The sequence below is a fragment of the Achromobacter sp. HNDS-1 genome (assembly GCF_040084795.1).
Taxonomy (GTDB): Bacteria; Pseudomonadota; Gammaproteobacteria; order Burkholderiales; family Burkholderiaceae_B; genus Achromobacter; species Achromobacter ruhlandii.
The window spans coordinates 3,351,154-3,367,119 of the sequence record NZ_CP157584.1 but is presented as its reverse complement, the minus strand read 5'-3'; the positions used below and the strand labels follow the sequence as shown (position 1 = coordinate 3,367,119).

At 67.0% G+C, this 15,966-nt stretch carries 14 protein-coding genes; 9 read left to right on the top strand and 5 right to left on the bottom strand.

Features of this window, described 5'->3' with window-relative positions; genetic code table 11:
* Positions 1–9: 9 nt before the first annotated feature.
* Together ABFG95_RS15590 and ABFG95_RS15585 are read left to right on the top strand one after the other, a co-directional pair.
* Positions 10–1,617 carry a peptide chain release factor 3 gene (locus tag ABFG95_RS15590; protein WP_020925644.1) on the top strand — a complete coding sequence of 536 codons (1,608 nt, stop codon included), beginning with the start codon at positions 10–12 and terminating at the stop codon, positions 1,615–1,617.
* Between the two features lie 24 nt (positions 1,618–1,641).
* On the top strand, positions 1,642–2,340 hold the full coding sequence (locus ABFG95_RS15585; RefSeq protein ID WP_100508066.1) for a hypothetical protein: 699 nt from the start codon (positions 1,642–1,644) through the stop codon (positions 2,338–2,340).
* An 84-nt stretch (positions 2,341–2,424) separates the two neighbouring features.
* Here the strand turns inward: ABFG95_RS15585 and bfr are convergent, their stop codons facing one another.
* Together bfr and ABFG95_RS15575 are read right to left on the bottom strand one after the other, a co-directional pair.
* Complete coding sequence (gene bfr, locus ABFG95_RS15580) at positions 2,425–2,901, bottom strand: bacterioferritin (RefSeq protein ID WP_006386993.1); 477 nt, start codon at positions 2,899–2,901, stop codon at positions 2,425–2,427.
* Between the two features lie 423 nt (positions 2,902–3,324).
* Entirely contained in the window at positions 3,325–4,188 is an 864-nt protein-coding gene (locus ABFG95_RS15575; protein WP_278990339.1) for a DMT family transporter, read from the bottom strand.
* Positions 4,189–4,352: 164 nt separating this feature from the next.
* On the opposite strand from ABFG95_RS15575, the gene ABFG95_RS15570 reads away from it, so the two are divergent.
* On the top strand, positions 4,353–5,273 hold the full coding sequence (locus ABFG95_RS15570; RefSeq protein ID WP_063569657.1) for a LysR substrate-binding domain-containing protein: 921 nt from the start codon (positions 4,353–4,355) through the stop codon (positions 5,271–5,273).
* Here the strand turns inward: ABFG95_RS15570 and ABFG95_RS15565 are convergent.
* Both ABFG95_RS15565 and rpoN read right to left on the bottom strand, forming a co-directional pair.
* Complete coding sequence (locus ABFG95_RS15565; RefSeq protein ID WP_100503077.1) at positions 5,243–5,542, bottom strand: (2Fe-2S)-binding protein; 300 nt, start codon at positions 5,540–5,542, stop codon at positions 5,243–5,245. The two genes, ABFG95_RS15570 and ABFG95_RS15565, sit on opposite strands and share 31 nt — an antisense overlap.
* A 102-nt stretch (positions 5,543–5,644) precedes the next feature.
* Entirely contained in the window at positions 5,645–7,090 is a 1,446-nt protein-coding gene (gene rpoN, locus ABFG95_RS15560) for an RNA polymerase factor sigma-54 (protein WP_049070495.1), read from the bottom strand.
* Here rpoN and ABFG95_RS15555 point away from each other — a divergent pair.
* The 3 genes from ABFG95_RS15555 (at position 7,089) to leuA (ending at position 11,122) form a co-directional block, all read left to right on the top strand.
* Entirely contained in the window at positions 7,089–7,712 is a 624-nt protein-coding gene (locus tag ABFG95_RS15555; RefSeq protein WP_059268861.1) for a hypothetical protein, read from the top strand. The genes rpoN and ABFG95_RS15555 overlap by 2 nt on opposite strands.
* Positions 7,713–7,908: 196 nt before the next feature.
* Positions 7,909–8,886, top strand: coding sequence for a tripartite tricarboxylate transporter substrate binding protein (locus ABFG95_RS15550; protein ID WP_100503075.1), 978 nt, complete (start codon positions 7,909–7,911; stop codon positions 8,884–8,886).
* A 526-nt stretch (positions 8,887–9,412) separates the two neighbouring features.
* Positions 9,413–11,122: a 2-isopropylmalate synthase gene (gene leuA, locus ABFG95_RS15545; protein WP_348994745.1), complete on the top strand. Its 1,710-nt coding sequence runs from the start codon at positions 9,413–9,415 to the stop codon at positions 11,120–11,122.
* 161 nt (positions 11,123–11,283) lie between these two features.
* On the opposite strand, the gene ABFG95_RS15540 is transcribed toward leuA, so the two are convergent.
* On the bottom strand, positions 11,284–12,612 hold the full coding sequence (locus ABFG95_RS15540; RefSeq protein ID WP_063584852.1) for an amidase: 1,329 nt from the start codon (positions 12,610–12,612) through the stop codon (positions 11,284–11,286).
* 316 nt (positions 12,613–12,928) lie between these two features.
* Between ABFG95_RS15540 and ABFG95_RS15535 the strand changes: the two genes are divergently transcribed.
* From ABFG95_RS15535 to ABFG95_RS15525, 3 genes are all read left to right on the top strand, one after another.
* Entirely contained in the window at positions 12,929–13,942 is a 1,014-nt protein-coding gene (locus ABFG95_RS15535; protein ID WP_175147163.1) for a LacI family DNA-binding transcriptional regulator, read from the top strand.
* A gap of 36 nt (positions 13,943–13,978) precedes the next feature.
* A complete protein-coding gene (locus ABFG95_RS15530) occupies positions 13,979–14,776 on the top strand; it encodes a phosphodiesterase (RefSeq protein ID WP_348994744.1) in 798 nt (265 codons plus the stop codon).
* A 123-nt stretch (positions 14,777–14,899) separates the two neighbouring features.
* Positions 14,900–15,955 carry an ABC transporter ATP-binding protein gene (locus ABFG95_RS15525; RefSeq protein ID WP_175147165.1) on the top strand — a complete coding sequence of 352 codons (1,056 nt, stop codon included), beginning with the start codon at positions 14,900–14,902 and terminating at the stop codon, positions 15,953–15,955.
* Positions 15,956–15,966: the final 11 nt, after the last annotated feature.

The following is a 15,966-nucleotide window of genomic DNA, read 5'->3' as shown; positions in this document are numbered from 1 at the left end:
CCTCCGATCATGAACATCCCACAAGAAGTAGCGCGGCGCCGTACCTTCGCCATCATTTCCCACCCTGACGCGGGCAAGACCACGCTGACCGAAAAGCTGCTGCTGTTCGCAGGCGCGATCCAGATCGCCGGCAGCGTCAAGGCGCGCAAGGCCTCGCGCCACGCCTCGTCCGACTGGATGGAAATCGAAAAGCAGCGCGGCATTTCGGTGGCGTCGTCGGTGATGCAGATGGAATACCGCGACTGCGTCATCAACCTGCTCGACACCCCGGGCCACCAGGACTTCTCGGAAGACACCTACCGCGTGCTGACGGCGGTCGACGCCGCGCTGATGGTGATCGACGCCGCCAACGGCGTCGAGCCGCAGACCATCCGCCTGCTGCAGGTCTGCCGCGCGCGCAACACGCCCATCATCACGTTCATCAACAAGATGGACCGTGAAGTGCGCGAGCCGCTCGAGCTGCTGTCGGAAATCGAAGGCCACCTGGGCATGGACGCCGTGCCGTTCTCGTGGCCGGTGGGCATGGGCAAGGCCTTCGGCGGCGTGTTCGACATCCGCCGCGACCGCATGCGCGTGTTCCGCCCCGGCCAGGAGCGCCGTTCCGACAACGACGACTTCATCGAAGGCCTGAGCAACCCCGAGATCGCGCGCCGCTTCGGCTCGGCCTTCGACCAGGCCAGCGGCGAGATCGAGCTGATCAACGAAGCCGCGCCCGCGTTCGACCGCGATCAATTCCTGGCCGGCAAGCAGACCCCGGTGTTCTTTGGCTCGGCCATCAACAACTTCGGCGTGCAGGAAGTGCTGGACGCGCTGGTCGAGCAGGCCCCGCCCCCCGGCCCGCGCGTCGCGCTGCAACGCGAAGTGCAGCCCGAGGAACCCAAGTTCACCGGCGTCGTGTTCAAGGTGCAGGCCAACATGGATCCGGCCCACCGCGACCGCGTCGCCTTCGTGCGCGTGAGCTCCGGCCGCTTCGAGCGCGGCATGCGCCTGAAGGTCGCGCGCACCAACAAGGAAATGCGCCCCAACAACGTGGTGTCGTTCCTGTCGCAACGCCGCGAACTGCTGGACGAGGCCTATGCCGGCGACGTGATCGGTATTCCCAACCACGGCGTGCTGCAACTGGGCGACGTGCTGACCGAAGGCGAAACGCTGCAATTCACCGGCCTGCCGTTCTTCGCGCCGGAACTGTTCCAGGCCGTCGAAGTGAAGGACCCGCTGCGCACCAAGCAGTTGCGCACCGGCCTGACGCAGTTGGGCGAAGAGGGCGCCATCCAGGTGTTCCGCCCCGAGGCCGCCGGCGGCTCGCTGCTGCTGGGCGCGGTCGGCCAGCTGCAGTTTGAAGTGGTCGCGCACCGCCTCAAGACCGAGTACGGCGTGGACGCCCGGATGATGCCTTCGCGCTACACAATGGCACGTTGGATTACTTCTGATAACCCCAAGGCGCTGCGCAAGTTCATGGATGCCAATGCCGCCCATATCGCCTATGATGTGGTCGATGCGGCGGCGTTTTTGATCAGTTCCCCCGCGCAGTTGCGCGTGGCCGAGGAACTGTATCCGGATGTGAAATTCCACGCCATGCGGGAGCACGGCGGCAAGGTCTTCGGAGACAAGGCGTAGACCCGTTCGGGTACCGCACGGCAGATGAGGGTAGCAATGTCTTGGCGTTTATTATTCGCAACGCTCCTGCTGGCGCTTGGCGCGTCGGCCTGGGGCGGCATTCAACTGGGTGATTGGCTGGTGGCGCATGCGCCGCCCGCCGCGCCTGCGCCCGGCCAGGATGCGGCCGCGTCGCAGCAGCCCGTGCTCGACGCCAACGGGCGTCCCTACGTGGCCCAGCCGCCGCAGCCGCGCATCGACGGCACGCTCGGCGTGCCCGACAAGCCCGCCGACCGCGAATGGGCCATCAACACCGTCTCGCTGTTCGACACCGTCAGCGATCCGGCCGTGAAAATCTCGCGCGAACGCATCAGCCAGGAACAGGCCCGCGAAATCGCCGCCGCCTCGCAAGTGCCGCTGCCGCAAGGCGGCTCCGACGTCAGCACGCTGGACCTGCAGGCGCCGGGCACCGGCGCCGCCGTCAATGGCGGCCAGGGCCAGGCCCCGGGTCAACAGGCTGCCGGCTATGGCAACACCCAGATGGTGCAGGCGCCGCCCCCGCCCAATTCGTCGCCCGCGCCCGGCGCGCCCGGCTGGCAGGACGCGCTCAAGCGCGAACTGGCCCACTGTGCCACGCAAGGCTTCTTCGAGCGCCCCTCGTGCTCGTGGGCAGCCCGCAACAAGTACTGTGGTCCCAACCGGGCCTGGGGCACGATGGCCGAATGCCCGGCGCGCCCGCAATAGGCCGCCTCGCCCGGATCGCGCCACGCGCGGTCACCAAAAGAAATGGCGCCCCGAGGGGCGCCATTTTCATGCCGGGCCGATGGATCAATCGGGCACGGACATCTGGCTTTGCAGGTAGTTTTGCAGGCCGACCTTGTCGATCAGGTCGATCTGGGTTTCCAGATAGTCGATGTGCTCTTCGGTATCGTCCAGGATGTCCTGGAACAGATCGCGCGACACGTAGTCGCGCACCGATTCGCAATAGGCGATGGCTTCCTTGACGGTGGCCTGGGCGCCTTGCTCCAGCTTCAGGTCACAGGCCAGCAGTTCCGGCACGTCCTCGCCGATCAGCAGCTTGTGCAGGTCCTGCAGGTTGGGCAGGCCGTCGAGCATGAAGATGCGCGCGATCAGGCGATCCGCATGCTTCATTTCGCCGATGGATTCTTCGTATTCGTGCTTGCCCAGCTTGTCGAAACCCCAGTGGTTCAACATGCGCGCATGCAGGAAGTATTGGTTGATCGCCGTCAGCTCGTTGGTCAGCTGCTTGTTCAAGAATTGGATGACGGTTTTATCGCCTTTCATGATGGACTCCTTGCAGTCAGGCGCGACGCGCACTGCATCGCGACAAGAAGCGCACGATGCCGCGAGTACGCAACCCCGGCAGACTAACATCGGCCGCGGGGCCGCGACTAGCCTTGGCGCGCATTTGGTAAACCGCTTTACGAGCGCTACAAGAAAGCGACAGACGAATGAGAATGAGTATGCATGCGCGATGTCCCGCAGGCGGCGCATCGCGGTTTCGCGGCCTGCGCGGACACGGGTGGCGCATTCACCGTGGCATTTCATGCGCGCCGCACCGCGTGAATGCCGCGATGACGCCATGAATCTATCAGACCGTTCCGACATCAAGCCGCGATGTGCAGACCCAACCCTGGCCACCGCGCGAGCCCCCGCGCCAGGCGCACGTCCCGGCCTCGGCACGCGTGACGCGCGCGCTGTCCTCGCCTAGGCGGCGCGCCGCGTCGCCAGCCAGATACCGAACGCGATCGGCACGATGCCCAGCAGGTCGAGCCACGACACCGACTCGCGCAGTACCACCCAGCCGAACAGCAGGCCCAGCGGCGGCATCAGGAAATGCAGTGCGCTGGCCGCGGTGGCGCTGGCGCGTCCAAGGATCATGAACCACAGGTAATAGCCGCCGATGGACACCGCCACGATCATGTAGGCCATGCTCCAGAACAGGCTGGCCGTCATGCGCGCGTCACCAATGCTCTCGTGCAGCAGCGCCACCGGCATCAGCGCCACCGCGCCGGCCAGCGACTGGATGCCCGTCGCCATCCACAGTCCCGTCGACGGCTTGAGGCGTTTGTAGAGCAGCGTGCCCGCCACCAGCGCCACCAGGCCGCCCGTCACCAGCAGGGTGCCATACAGATCCTCCTGCATGCCCGACAGCCGCGAGCGCAGCACCAGCGCCACGCCCGCCAGGCCCAGGCACAGCCCGAGCATCTTGCGCCAGCCCAGCCGCTCGCCCAGCACGGGCCCGGCCAGCACCCCGATCAGCAGCGGATTGGTGCTGATCAGCACCGCCGTGAACGCGGACGACACGGTCGTCATGCCGCTCCAGCTCAGGCCCAGGTAGGCCCCGTTGTTCAACACCCCCAGCAGCACCAGCGCCGCCAGATCGCGGGCGCTGGGCCGCGACCACCGGCCGCTGGCCGCCGCCACGCCCAGCATCAGGGCCCCGGCGATCAGGAAGCGGATGGTCAGCAGGGTCAGCGGCGGGCAGTCGCGCACCGCGATCTTGGCCGCCGCGAACGCCGAACTCCACAGAAAACAGAACGCCGCAATGGGCGCCCAGGCCACCCCCATTGGCGCGTCTGTGGGCAGGGCGGTGGCGGGCAAAGTCGATGACGCCTTCATGGCAGCAGGTCCGGGCAAAGGAAGAGGAGCCCATTCTGGGCGCGGCCCTATCCATTGACAAACGCTTTATTTGGATCAAAAGTATTTGAAAAACCGATGCAAAGGCGCCTCCCATGCTCGATCTCGATCTATTGCACAGCTTCGTCTCTGTCGTCGACGCGGGCGGCTTCACCCGCGCCGGCGAACGGGTGCACCGCAGCCAGTCCACCGTGAGTCAGCAGATCCGCAAGCTGGAGGAAACGCTCGAATGCACGCTGTTCGTGCGCGAAGGCCGCCAGGTCCACCTGACCGAGGACGGCGAGCGTCTGCTGGGCTATGCGCGGCGCATGCTGGCGCTGTCCAGCGAGGTGCGCGAAGCGGTCAGCGGCCGCAAGCGGGTGGAGGTGATCCGGCTGGGCATCCCCGACGATTTCGCGGCGGACACGCTGACGGCCATCGTGGCGCAGTTCGCCCGCGCCCGGCCGGCGGTCAGGCTGTCGGTGCGCTGCGACCTGACCGTGGCCCTGACGCGCGGCCTGGAACGCGGCGACCTCGATCTGGCGTTGCTCAAGCGCGAACCCGGCGCCGGTCCGGCGCTGACGACCTGGTCGGAACACCTGCACTGGATCGCCGGCTCGCACGCGCTTCCCGCCAGCACCGAACCGGTGCCGCTGGTGGCCTTTCCGCAGGGCTGCATCTACCGCAACCGCGCCATCCATGCACTGGAACGCGCAGGACGGCGCTGGCGCATCGCTTACGAAAGTCCCAACCTCATGGGAATCCAGGCCGCGCTGGCGGGAGGATTGGGGGTGGCCTTGCTGGAACGCCGCTGCATCGCAGCCGGCCATCGGCTGGTCGACGACATGCTGCCGGCGGTGCCGCCGTCCGAACTGGCGCTATGCCTGTCGGAACCGGCACGCGAGCCAGTGCGCCAATTGGCGGGAATGATCAGGGATTTTTGTGAAACGGAAACACAACGGCTTGCAGGGCTGGGCCTGCAAGCCGTGGCAGGTGGCGATGCCGCTCAGGCGACGGCGACCTGGATGACCGGATAGCTGCTGTTCGCCGCGGACGCGCCCGGCTCGGCCATGGTGGCCGGCGGGTTGACCGGAACGGCGATCGAGCGCACATCGCACACGCTGGAGCAGCGGCCGCCCGGCAGGTATTCGGCGGCGGTGGCCGCGCAGCAGCCGCAGCACGTGGCCACGCCCAGCTCGAACTGCAGGTCGGAAAGCGACGTCGCGCCCGCGTCCACGCTGGCGCGGACTTGGCGTTCGGTGATGGCATTACATACGCAAATGTACATGAGAATAATTATCGGCATTTGTTCATGCAATGGCAAGTACTCAGCGTAAATAATTTGCAACCACGCGATCTTCTAACTTGTTGAAATAAGGGACATTTTTGCGAAGAAACGTCCCTTATTTCATCGCGCGGCAGCCTGCGCCTTGCGCAATGCCGCTGGCGCAATCCGCAGCGCCTCGCGGTATTTGGCCACGGTGCGGCGGGCGATGACGATGCCCTGGTCGGCCAGTTTTTCCATGATCTGGCTGTCCGACAGTGGCTTGGCGCGGTTCTCCTCGGCCACCATCTGGCGGATGAAGGTCTGCACCGCCGTGGCCGAGGTGGCGTCGCCGCCATCGGTCGACACCCCTGTCCCGAAGAAGCGCTTGAGTTCCAACGTGCCAAACGGAGTGAGCATGTACTTCTGTGTCGTGGCGCGTGAAATCGTGGACTCGTGCAGGCCCAGTTCGCCCGCGATGTCCTTCAGGATGAGCGGCCGCATGGCCGCCGGCCCCTGGCTGAAGAAGGCGGTCTGGCGATCGACGATGGCCTGGGCCACGCGCAGGATGGTGTCGAAGCGCTGCTCGACGTTGCGGATCATCCACTTGGCCTGCTGCAACTGCGACTGCAGGCCGGCGTGGGCGGACTCCTTCTGGTTGCCCAGCATCTGCGCGTACAGCCCGTTGATCTGCAGCCGCGGCACGGCCGCGCTGTTGAGCGTCACCTGCCAACCGCGGCGCGTCTTGCGCACGATGACGTCGGGCACGGCGTAGTCCGCCGCCGGCACCGTCCAGGCGCGGCCCGGACGCGGCTCCAGGCGCAGGATCAGGGAATGGGCGGCGCGCAGCGTCGCCTCGTCACAACCCGTGGCCGCGCACAGCTTGGCGGTGTTGCCCGTGGCCAGCAGCGCAAGATGCTGGGCGCAGACCTGACGAGCACAGGCCAGCACCTTCGGGTCGGCGGCCTCCGGCAGTCGCGCCGGGTCGGGGTTGCGCAGTTGCAACAGCAGGCAATCGGCCATGTCGCGCGCGCCGATGCCCGGCGGGTCGAACGACTGCAACAGCGACAAGGCCGCGCGCAGCTCATCCAGGTCCGGCTCCATCTCGGCCGGCAGCCAGCCCAGGATTTCCTCCAGCGGCGAGCCCAGATAGCCGTTCTCGTCCAATTCGTCGATCAGCAGCGCGGTCAGCGCGGCATCGCGCGGCGCCGCGCGCGTCAGCACCAGCTGGCCCAGCAGGTGTTCGCGCAGGGTATCGGGCCGGGCCGCCTCGGGCATGCTGGAATCGTCATCGGGATAGACGCCGCCCGACCCCGGCATCTCCTCCACCGGCGTGTCGCGTTCGGGCGCGGGTTCGTCGTCCTGCACCGATGATTCACGCTCGGATTCGGCCTGGGTCTCGACCGAGGAGGGTTCATCGTCGCGTTCCAGCAACGGATTGTCCGCGAGCACTTGCGAGATTTCCGCCTCGAGCTCGAGCGTGGACAGCTGCAGCAACCGGATGGATTGCTGCAGTTGAGGGGTCAGCGTCAGATGCTGACCGGGCCGCAGTTCTAAAATAGGACGGGTCATAGGTACAATATTTTGCATGATGAATCAGACTTCGCCCGCACGCGTTCGCCAGGATTGCCGTCTTATCGGCCAGACCCTGCTCAAACTGGCGCTTCCCAGGCTTCTCGTGCGCGCGATCGTGATCGCCGTCGCCGTGATCGTCTGGTATCTCGCCGCCTCCTGGATCCTGGATTTCGGCAAGCGCGTCAACTACGAATTCCTGCATTCGCTCGGCCAGCCCACCATGGACATGGTGCAGAAGGTCAACCCGTACATCTGGTGGGTCGTGGCCGGCATCTGGACCCTGATCGTCTTCTTCATCCTGCGCGCCTGGCTGTCGGCCAGCCTGGCTTCGGGCCGCGCCACGCCGGTCGGCACGGGCGTGCTGGCCGACCTGGCGCCGCAACTGTCGGACGAATCCCTGGGCGTGCTGCGCTGGACCTGGGGCGACCGCGAAGAACCCTTCACCGTCGGCGACCTGCATCGCTCGCTGTCGGAAATCCGCCACAACCGCATCGGCAAGATCGCCATGGTGGCCGAACAGGCCGAGATCCTCGACGGCAAGGCCGCCCGGCCATCGCGTGACGGCCGCGACGACGACCGCCGCGATTCCCGCGAACAACGTTACATCGAGCCGCGCATCGGCGGCCCCGCCCGCTGAACGGCGCGCATCGCCGTTCGTCCGATCCTTGCAGGCCGCCGTCAGGCGGCCTGTTTGTTTCAGTCCCCTGCCAGCCGGGCTCCCCTATACTGCCCCTCCAGGCTCGCGCAACCGCGGGCCGCGCACCTTTAGAACCAGACCAAGCCGACTGCAGAGACCAGTCGGATGCGCGGCCGGCCCCCTGGAGTTGCTTTACATGTTCCGTACCCCCGTCCGGTATGCCGCCGGCCTTCTGCTGGCCTGCTCGGCCGCCTTCGTCGCCGCCCCGGCATCCGCCGCCTGGCCCGACAAACCCATCACCTTCGTCGCGCCCTTCAGCGCCGGCGGCGCCAACGACCTGGTCGCCCGCATCATCGCCAAGGCGGTGGGCACGACCCTGAACCAACCCGTCATCGTCGAAAACCGCCCCGGCGCCGGCGGCGTGGTCGGCGCCGCGCACGTCGCGCGCAGCGCGGCCGACGGCTACACCTACCTGGTGGGCAGCAACGGCACGGTCACCAACAGCCTGATCCGCTCGGACCAGCCCTACAAGGATGAAGAACTGACCCCGGTCGCGCTGCTGTCGATCACGCCGTCGGTGATCGTGGCCAACCCGTCGAACCCGGCCAAGGACCTGAAGGACTTCGTCGAACGCGCCAAGCAGGCCAAGACCGACCGTATCACGTTCTCGACCGCCGGCAACGGCAGCACGCCGCACTTCGTGGCCGAGATGGTCAAGGAAGCCACCGGCCTGCCGGTCGAACCGATCGCCTACAAGAGCGGCTCGGAAGGCGTGACCGCGGTGATCGGCAAGCAGGTCGACGCCACCTCGGAAGCCAGCATCGTCACGCTGCCGCTGGTGCAAAGCGGCAAGCTCAAGGCCCTGGCCACCACCTGGGACAAGCGCATGGCCAGCGCGCCGGACATCCCCACCACCGCCGAACTGGGCTTCCCCGCCATCCGCATCGGCCACTGGGCCGGCCTGTACGCGCCCGCCGGCACGCCCGCCGACGTGCTCGACAAGATGAACGCCGCCGTCGAGCAATCGCTGCAGACCAAGGAAGTGCAGGACGCGCTGCGCCAGAGCAGCATCGAGCCGGGCGGCGGTTCGCGCGCCAGCTTCGTCGAGTTCGCCAAGAGCGAGCGCGAGCGCCTGGGCCAGGTGGTCAAGAACGGGCACATGCAGACGCAATAACGCCTGTCGCGCCCTTCACGCCTGCCGCGCCATTCGGCAATCGCCCCAGGGCGAAAGGGCCCCGGGCGTCGGCCACGCGCCTGCCGAGCCTTTCGCGCGATCTTTCGCGGGATCTTTCGCGCGATCGATGGCCGCAGGCGCCGAACACGCCGGGGACGGATCCGTCCCCGGCTTTTTTTATCGCCTTTCCGATTGCGCTGTCCGCAAAAGTATGTTTGACTAGCAACCTATGGCCGCTTACCGCACCTCCCTCGCGATTGCCACCGGACGCTCCGCCGCTCCGGTTGCCGGCCTGCGCGCTCGCACCGCCTTCATCGCGCTATCGCTATACCTACCGATCGGTTGCCGGGCCTAGTGTCCCCGTGGTAGCTCGGCAGCCACGCTTGCCACACGCGATTTCCCTTTTTCAAAACTGAATCTTGCGCCGCGCGAATGCGGCCAACCCTGGCACCAGGCCGCCATCCGGCCGCATGCCGGCCGAGGAAACCGATCCCGGGATTCACAAGAAACCGATCGAGGTGTAGTGATGATGCTTGCCAACCCCGCCGCCAAATACGTCCCCTTCACGCCGTTCACTCGCGACTTTTCCGAGCGCACCTGGCCCAGCCGCCGCATCACGCAGCCGCCGATCTGGATGAGCACCGACCTGCGCGACGGCAACCAGGCCCTGATCGAACCGATGAGCGTCGAGCGCAAGCTCCGCTTCTTCGAACAGCTGGTCAAGATCGGCTTCAAGGAAATCGAAGTGGGTTTCCCGTCGGCCTCGCAGACCGACTTCGATTTCGTGCGCAAGCTCATCGACGAAAAGCGCATCCCCGACGACGTCACCATCATCGTGCTGACGCAGTCGCGTGAAGACCTGATCAGCCGCACGGTGGAATCGGCCGCCGGCGCCAAGCAGGCCATCGTCCACCTGTACAACGCCTGCGCCCCGGCGTTCCGCAAGGTCGTGTTCAACATGACCAAGGACGAAATCAAGAACATCGCCACGACCGGCACGCGCCTGGTCAAGCAGTACATGGCCAAGCACCCGGAAACCAAGTGGCGCTACCAGTACTCGCCCGAAGTCTTCAGCACGACCGAACCCGAATTCGCGCTGGAAGTCTCGAACGCCGTGGCCGACGTATGGGAGCCCACGCCGGACTGCAAGATGGTGCTGAACCTGCCCGCCACCATCGAGGCCACCACGCCGAACATGTACGCCGACCAGATCGAGTGGATGCACAAGAACCTGGCGCGCCGCGACAGCATCGTCCTGAGCGTGCACCCGCACAATGACCGCGGCACCGCCGTGGCCGCCGCCGAATTCGCCGTGATGGCCGGCGCCGACCGCATCGAAGGCTGCCTGTTCGGCAGCGGCGAGCGCACCGGCAACGTCGACCTGGTCACGCTGGCCTTGAACCTCTACACCCAGGGCGTGCACCCGGGCCTGGACTTCTCGGACATCGACGAAGTGCGCCGCTGCGCCGAGTACTGCAACCAGTTGCCCGTGCACCCACGCCACCCGTATGCCGGCGACCTGGTCTTCACGGCCTTCTCCGGTTCGCACCAGGACGCCATCAAGAAGGGCTTCGCGCAGCAACAGCCGGACGCCGTCTGGGAAGTGCCGTACCTGCCGATCGACCCGGCCGACCTCGGCCGCAGCTACGACGCCGTGATCCGCGTCAACAGCCAGTCGGGCAAGGGCGGCGTGTCGTACCTGCTCGAACAGGAACACGGCCTGGTGTTGCCGCGCCGCCTGCAGATCGAATTCAGCCGCGCCATCCAGCGCGTCACCGACGAGACCGGCCGCGAAGTCACCGCCGACGACGTGCACACCATCTTCAACCGCGAGTACCTGGAACAGAAGGCCCCGTGGAAACTGGTGCGTCACCGCATCGACGGCAATCCGTCGGCCGGCGAAGGCCAGCACTTCAGCATCGAGGCCGAACTCGAATACAACGGCGAACGCCGCGTGGTGACGGGCAAGGGCGATGGCGCCATCTCGGCCTTCGTGGCCGCGCTGGACGTGCCGGTGCGCATCATGGACTACCACGAGCATGCCATCGGCACCGGCACCGACACCCGCGCCGCCTCCTACGTGGAACTGCGCGTAGGCGATTCGAGCACGGGCTTCGGCGTGGGCATCGACCGCGACATCGTGACGGCCTCGTTCCAGGCCGTGCTGAGCGCGGTGAACCGCCACATCAACGCCGGCGCCGTCACCACCGAACAGGAAGCCGCCGAGGCCGCGTGATCCGCCGCCAGGCCGCGGGCGTGGCGGTTACCGCCGCCGCGTCCCCCGCGCGCTTCTTACGGTGAAGCCGCTCCGCACAAACAAAGCCCGCCTTTATCCGGCGGGCTTTCTTCTTTTGCGCGACGCATTCGACCGCGCCACGACAGGCGCAGCGGGTCGGGTCAACCGCGCGGCCACATGTCGGAAGCGCCGATGTCGGGTTCGCGCGCGGCCAGCAGCCGCTCGTGGACCCAGGCGGCGATCGCGAGGGTGCGGTGGTCATCGTGGCGCTTGCCGATCAGTTGCAGGCCCACCGGCAGGCCCTGCGGGCCGGTGGCGAACGGGAGGTTCAGGCACGGCAGGCCGAACAGCGTCCAGGCGCGCGAGAACTGCGGATCGCCCGTGCCGAGGTCGGCGAACGGCGCCTCGCCGCTGGCCGCGGGCGCCAGCAGCACGTCGTACTTGTCGAACCAGCCATCCACCCGCGCGCGCGATTCGGCGGCGCGCGCCAGGTTGTTGATGTGCTGTTCGGCGGAGATCTGCGCGCCGGCCTCGAGGATTGCCTGGATCTTCGGGCTGAGTTGCGCGGCGTGTTCCAGCCGTTCGTAGGCCAGCGACTGCGACGATTCGAACGCCATGATGTCCGCGTGCAGTTGCACCAGCATGCAATGCTCGGGCGGCAGCGGCACCTCTTCGACATGGGCGCCCGCGCGCGACAGCGTGGCGGCGGCCTGGGCGAAGGCTTCCTTGGTTTCGGACTGGGCGTGACGCCATTGCAGGCTGCGGTACATGCCGATGCGTGGCTTGGCGTCGTAGCTCAGGTTCAGCAGGCGCGGATCGCGCATCAGGACCGAAGCGAACAGGGCCACGTCCGGCACCGAGCGGGCAAAGCCGCCCACGGTGTCGAGCGATTCGGCCAGGCTCTTCACGCCGGCGCGAGGGATCGCGCCGAACGTGGGCTTGTAGCCGACGATGCCGCAATACGAAGCGGGGCGGATGATGGAGCCCGCGGTCTGCGAGCCCAGCGCGAACGGCACCATGTCGTCGGCCACCGCCGCGGCCGAGCCGCTGGAGGAGCCGCCGGGGGTGTAGGCCTCGTTGCGCGGATTGCGCGTCGGGCCGGCCTGGTAGGTGGCGAATTCGGTGGTGACGGTCTTGCCGATCACGATGGCGCCGGCATGGCGGCACAGCGCCACGGCGGCCGCATCCAGCCCGGGATGGTGGCGCTCGTAGATGGGAGATCCGTAGCGGGTGGGCAGGTCGACGGTGTCGAACAGGTCCTTGACGCCGATCGGCAGCCCATGCAGCGGGCCGCGCAGCGGGCTGCGGTCCAGCATTTCCGCGTGGTCCAGGGCAGCCTGCTTTTGCAGCGCCGTCCAGGCATGGATGGTGTTTTCGCGTTGTTCGATGCGCGCAAAGCAGGCGCGCACCAATTGCACCGCGGTCAATTCGCGCCGTTGCAGCTTGCGCGCCGCGTCAAGCGCGCCAAGTCTGTTTAAGGCAGTAGACATGATCCTTTCCTCTTTCCCGGAGCCGCGCGAGATGCGCGGTACTGACTTCCGCACCCGGTCCCCTTGACCTGGGGTTTGTCCGGATACGGCGCGCCCGATGGTGCGTGCCAATCATGACAAACCCAGCCATTGTGCGCGCCGCGTCAATTGGGAAAACCACTGAAAAAACCGCGTTTTCACAGGGATTTCGAGCCGCGTCGCGCCTTGGCCTTATGTTGTTGCGTTGTTATCAGCATAGCGCAAACGGGTGCAACACAAAGGTCATATTTGTCTTGTAAGATGAAAACGTTTTCAGCAAACCGGCAGCAATGTAGCCATGGCGTCGCGCGCATCGCCCCGCTTTTCCATCATCGAAGTGGCCCGTAAGGCGGGGGTTTCCCCCGCCACGGTTTCGCGCGCGTTCAACCAGCCCGAAATCGTCCATCCGGATACGCTGGCGCACATCCGCGCCATCGCCAAGCGCGCGGGCTTCCGGCCCAATCGCGTCGGCCGCAGCCTGCGTTCGGGCAGCACGCGCACGATCGGATTGATTCTGCCGACGCTGTCCAATCCGGTATTCGCCGAGTGCTTCGAGGGCGCCGAACGGCGCGCCCGCGAGTCCGGCTACAGCGTGATGCTGACCGCCACCGGCTATGACCCGGCGGTGGAATCGGCCGCGGTCCAGGGCCTGATCGACCACCAGGTCGATGGCCTGATCCTGACGGTGGCCGACGCGGCCCGCAGCGCCACGCTGGACGACCTGGACAGCGCCGGCATGCCCTACGTGCTGGTCTACAACGAATCCACCGACCACCCCTATGCCTCGGTCGACAACCGCGCCGCCGCCATCGACATGGTCTCGCACCTGGCGGCGCTGGGGCATCGGCGCATCGCCATCGTGACCGGCCCGCTGACGGCATCGGATCGTGCCCGCCGCCGCCTGTCGGGCGCGCGCGCCTGCGCCAAGAAGCTGGGCCTGGAACCGATCCAGCACATCGCCATGGGTTCGCACACCGGCAGCGACGCCGATGCGCTCAAGTCCGCATTGCGCGGCAAGCAGGCGCCGACGGCGCTGTTCTGCTCCAACGACCTGCTGGCTACCGCGGTGATTGCCGATCTGGTGGCGTTGGGTCTTTCGGTTCCGTCCGATATTTCCGTCTGCGGCTTCGACGGCATGCGCTTCGGCGCCTTGCTGACGCCGCCGCTGACCACGGTGGCGCAACCCAGCGACGGCATCGGCCAGGCCGCCTGCTCCAACCTGCTGGCGCAGATCCACGGCCAGCCGCCCCAATCCAATCGCCTGCCGCACTGCATCGTGGTCGGCGGCACCGCGGCGCCGGTGCGCCGCTGAACTTCATCCACAAAAATAACGATCGAGACACGCGTCATGCTCATCGCACAGATTACCGACCTGCACATGCGCACCCCGGGCGACAAGGCCTACGGCATCATCGACCCGGCCGCCTTCCTCGGCCCGGCGGTGCGCGCGCTCAACGCGCTGACGCCGCGGCCCGACTGCGTGCTGATCACGGGCGACCTGACGGACCTGGGCCGTCCGCATGAATACCAGGCGCTGCGCGAGCAGTTGCAGGCGCTTGAAATTCCTTATTTCCTGCTGCCCGGCAACCACGATGACCGCGCGCAATTGCGCGCCGCCTTCCCCGACCACGGCTACCTGCAAGGCCAGGGGCCGTTCATCCAGTACGCGGTGGAAACGTATCCGCTGCGCCTGCTGGCGCTGGACACGGTGGTGCCGATGAAGAGCCACGGCGAGCTGTGCGACGAACGCCTGGGCTGGCTGGCCGCGCGCCTGGCCGAGCAACCCGACCGGCCGACGCTGGTGCTGATGCATCACCCGCCGTTCCAGACCGGCATCGAGCACATGGACGACATCGGCCTGCTGGCGGGCGGCGCGGAACTTGAACGCATCGTGGCGCGCTATCCGCGCGTCGAGCGCGTGCTGTGCGGCCACCTGCACCGCACCATCTTCCGCCGCTTCGGCGGCACCATTGCCTCGACCTGTCCCGGCACCGCGCACCAGTTGGCGCTGGAGCTGGGGCCCCGACCGACGCTGCAATACATCATGGAGCCGCCGGGCTACCAGTTGCACTGGTGGCACGATGGCGCGCTGGTCACCCACCACGCCGTGATTGGGGAATACCCCGGGCCCTATCCCTTCGCCTGAGCCCCCGATCTCGATTACAAACACTATGCCCTGCCATATCTCCGTCATGTTTGCGCTGCACAATGAAAAGGTTTTCATCGCACGCGCCGCAGACGGATCAGAAAACTAGATCCAAGAGACAGCATGTCATCCATCGTTCTGGATAACCTCACCAAGCAATACGGCGGCGCGGCCGCGATCCACGGCGTCAGCTTCACCGTGCCGGCCGGCAGCTTCACCGTGCTGCTGGGCCCGTCGGGCTGCGGCAAGTCGACCACCCTGCGCATGATCGCCGGGCTCGACACGCCCACGTCCGGCACCATCCGCATCGGCGACCGCGACGTCACCCACTTGCCGCCGGCCAAGCGCCGCATTTCCATGGTGTTCCAGTCGTACGCGCTGTTTCCGCACCTGTCGGTGCGCGAGAACATTCTGTTCGGCCTGAAGGTGCGCAAGGAACCGGCGCGCGACTACGACCGCCGCCTGCAACGCGTGGCTTCGCTGCTGGGCCTGGGGCACCTGCTGGACCGCAAGCCGTCGCAACTGTCCGGTGGCCAGCAGCAGCGCGTGGCGCTGGGCCGCGCGGTGATTTCGGAGGCGCCGGTGTGCCTGATGGACGAGCCGCTGTCCAACCTGGACGCGCAGCTGCGCCATGAGATGCGGCGCGAGATCCGCGCCTTGCAGCAGGACCTGGGCATCACCATGGTGTACGTCACGCACGACCAGACCGAGGCCATGAGCATGGCCGACCAGGTAGTGCTGCTGCGCGGCGGCCAGATCGAACAGCACGACACGCCGGACGGCCTGTACGCCCGTCCGGCCAGCGAATTCGCGGCGCGCTTCATCGGCACGCCGCCCATGAACCTGATCAACCTGATGCCGCTCCAGGGCGCCACGGTGATCGCCGGCACCCACGGTCCGGCCATCGCCGGCGCGCCGGAGGGCGCCGCCAAGCTGGGCGTGCGCCCCGAGCACATCCGCATCGACAGCGACGGCATCGCCGCCACGGTGGAAAGCGTGGAGTACTTCGGCGCCGATTCCATCGTGGTCTGCCGGATCGGCGACAGCGGCGGCGTGGCGGTGCGCGTGGGCGGCCACCTGCGAGCCCGCGCCGGCGAGGCGCTGCGCCTGTCGTGGCCGGCCGAACAACAGCATTTCTTTGCCGCCGACTCGGCGGTCATCGACACCGTCGGGCGCTGAAGACGCCCAAT

Excerpts from the sequence above, each read along its gene's own strand:
- ABFG95_RS15590 (WP_020925644.1), top strand. The coding sequence starts at position 10 with ATGAACATCCCACAAGAAGTAGCGCGGCGCCGTACCTTCGCCATCATT.
- ABFG95_RS15585 (WP_100508066.1), top strand. The coding sequence starts at position 1,642 with ATGAGGGTAGCAATGTCTTGGCGTTTATTATTCGCAACGCTCCTGCTG.
- bfr (WP_006386993.1), bottom strand. The coding sequence starts at position 2,901 with ATGAAAGGCGATAAAACCGTCATCCAATTCTTGAACAAGCAGCTGACC.
- ABFG95_RS15575 (WP_278990339.1), bottom strand. The coding sequence starts at position 4,188 with ATGGGGGTGGCCTGGGCGCCCATTGCGGCGTTCTGTTTTCTGTGGAGT.
- ABFG95_RS15570 (WP_063569657.1), top strand. The coding sequence starts at position 4,353 with ATGCTCGATCTCGATCTATTGCACAGCTTCGTCTCTGTCGTCGACGCG.
- ABFG95_RS15565 (WP_100503077.1), bottom strand. The coding sequence starts at position 5,542 with ATGCCGATAATTATTCTCATGTACATTTGCGTATGTAATGCCATCACC.
- ABFG95_RS15555 (WP_059268861.1), top strand. The coding sequence starts at position 7,089 with ATGATGAATCAGACTTCGCCCGCACGCGTTCGCCAGGATTGCCGTCTT.
- rpoN (WP_049070495.1), bottom strand. The coding sequence starts at position 7,090 with ATGCAAAATATTGTACCTATGACCCGTCCTATTTTAGAACTGCGGCCC.
- ABFG95_RS15550 (WP_100503075.1), top strand. The coding sequence starts at position 7,909 with ATGTTCCGTACCCCCGTCCGGTATGCCGCCGGCCTTCTGCTGGCCTGC.
- leuA (WP_348994745.1), top strand. The coding sequence starts at position 9,413 with ATGATGCTTGCCAACCCCGCCGCCAAATACGTCCCCTTCACGCCGTTC.
- ABFG95_RS15540 (WP_063584852.1), bottom strand. The coding sequence starts at position 12,612 with ATGTCTACTGCCTTAAACAGACTTGGCGCGCTTGACGCGGCGCGCAAG.
- ABFG95_RS15535 (WP_175147163.1), top strand. The coding sequence starts at position 12,929 with ATGGCGTCGCGCGCATCGCCCCGCTTTTCCATCATCGAAGTGGCCCGT.
- ABFG95_RS15530 (WP_348994744.1), top strand. The coding sequence starts at position 13,979 with ATGCTCATCGCACAGATTACCGACCTGCACATGCGCACCCCGGGCGAC.
- ABFG95_RS15525 (WP_175147165.1), top strand. The coding sequence starts at position 14,900 with ATGTCATCCATCGTTCTGGATAACCTCACCAAGCAATACGGCGGCGCG.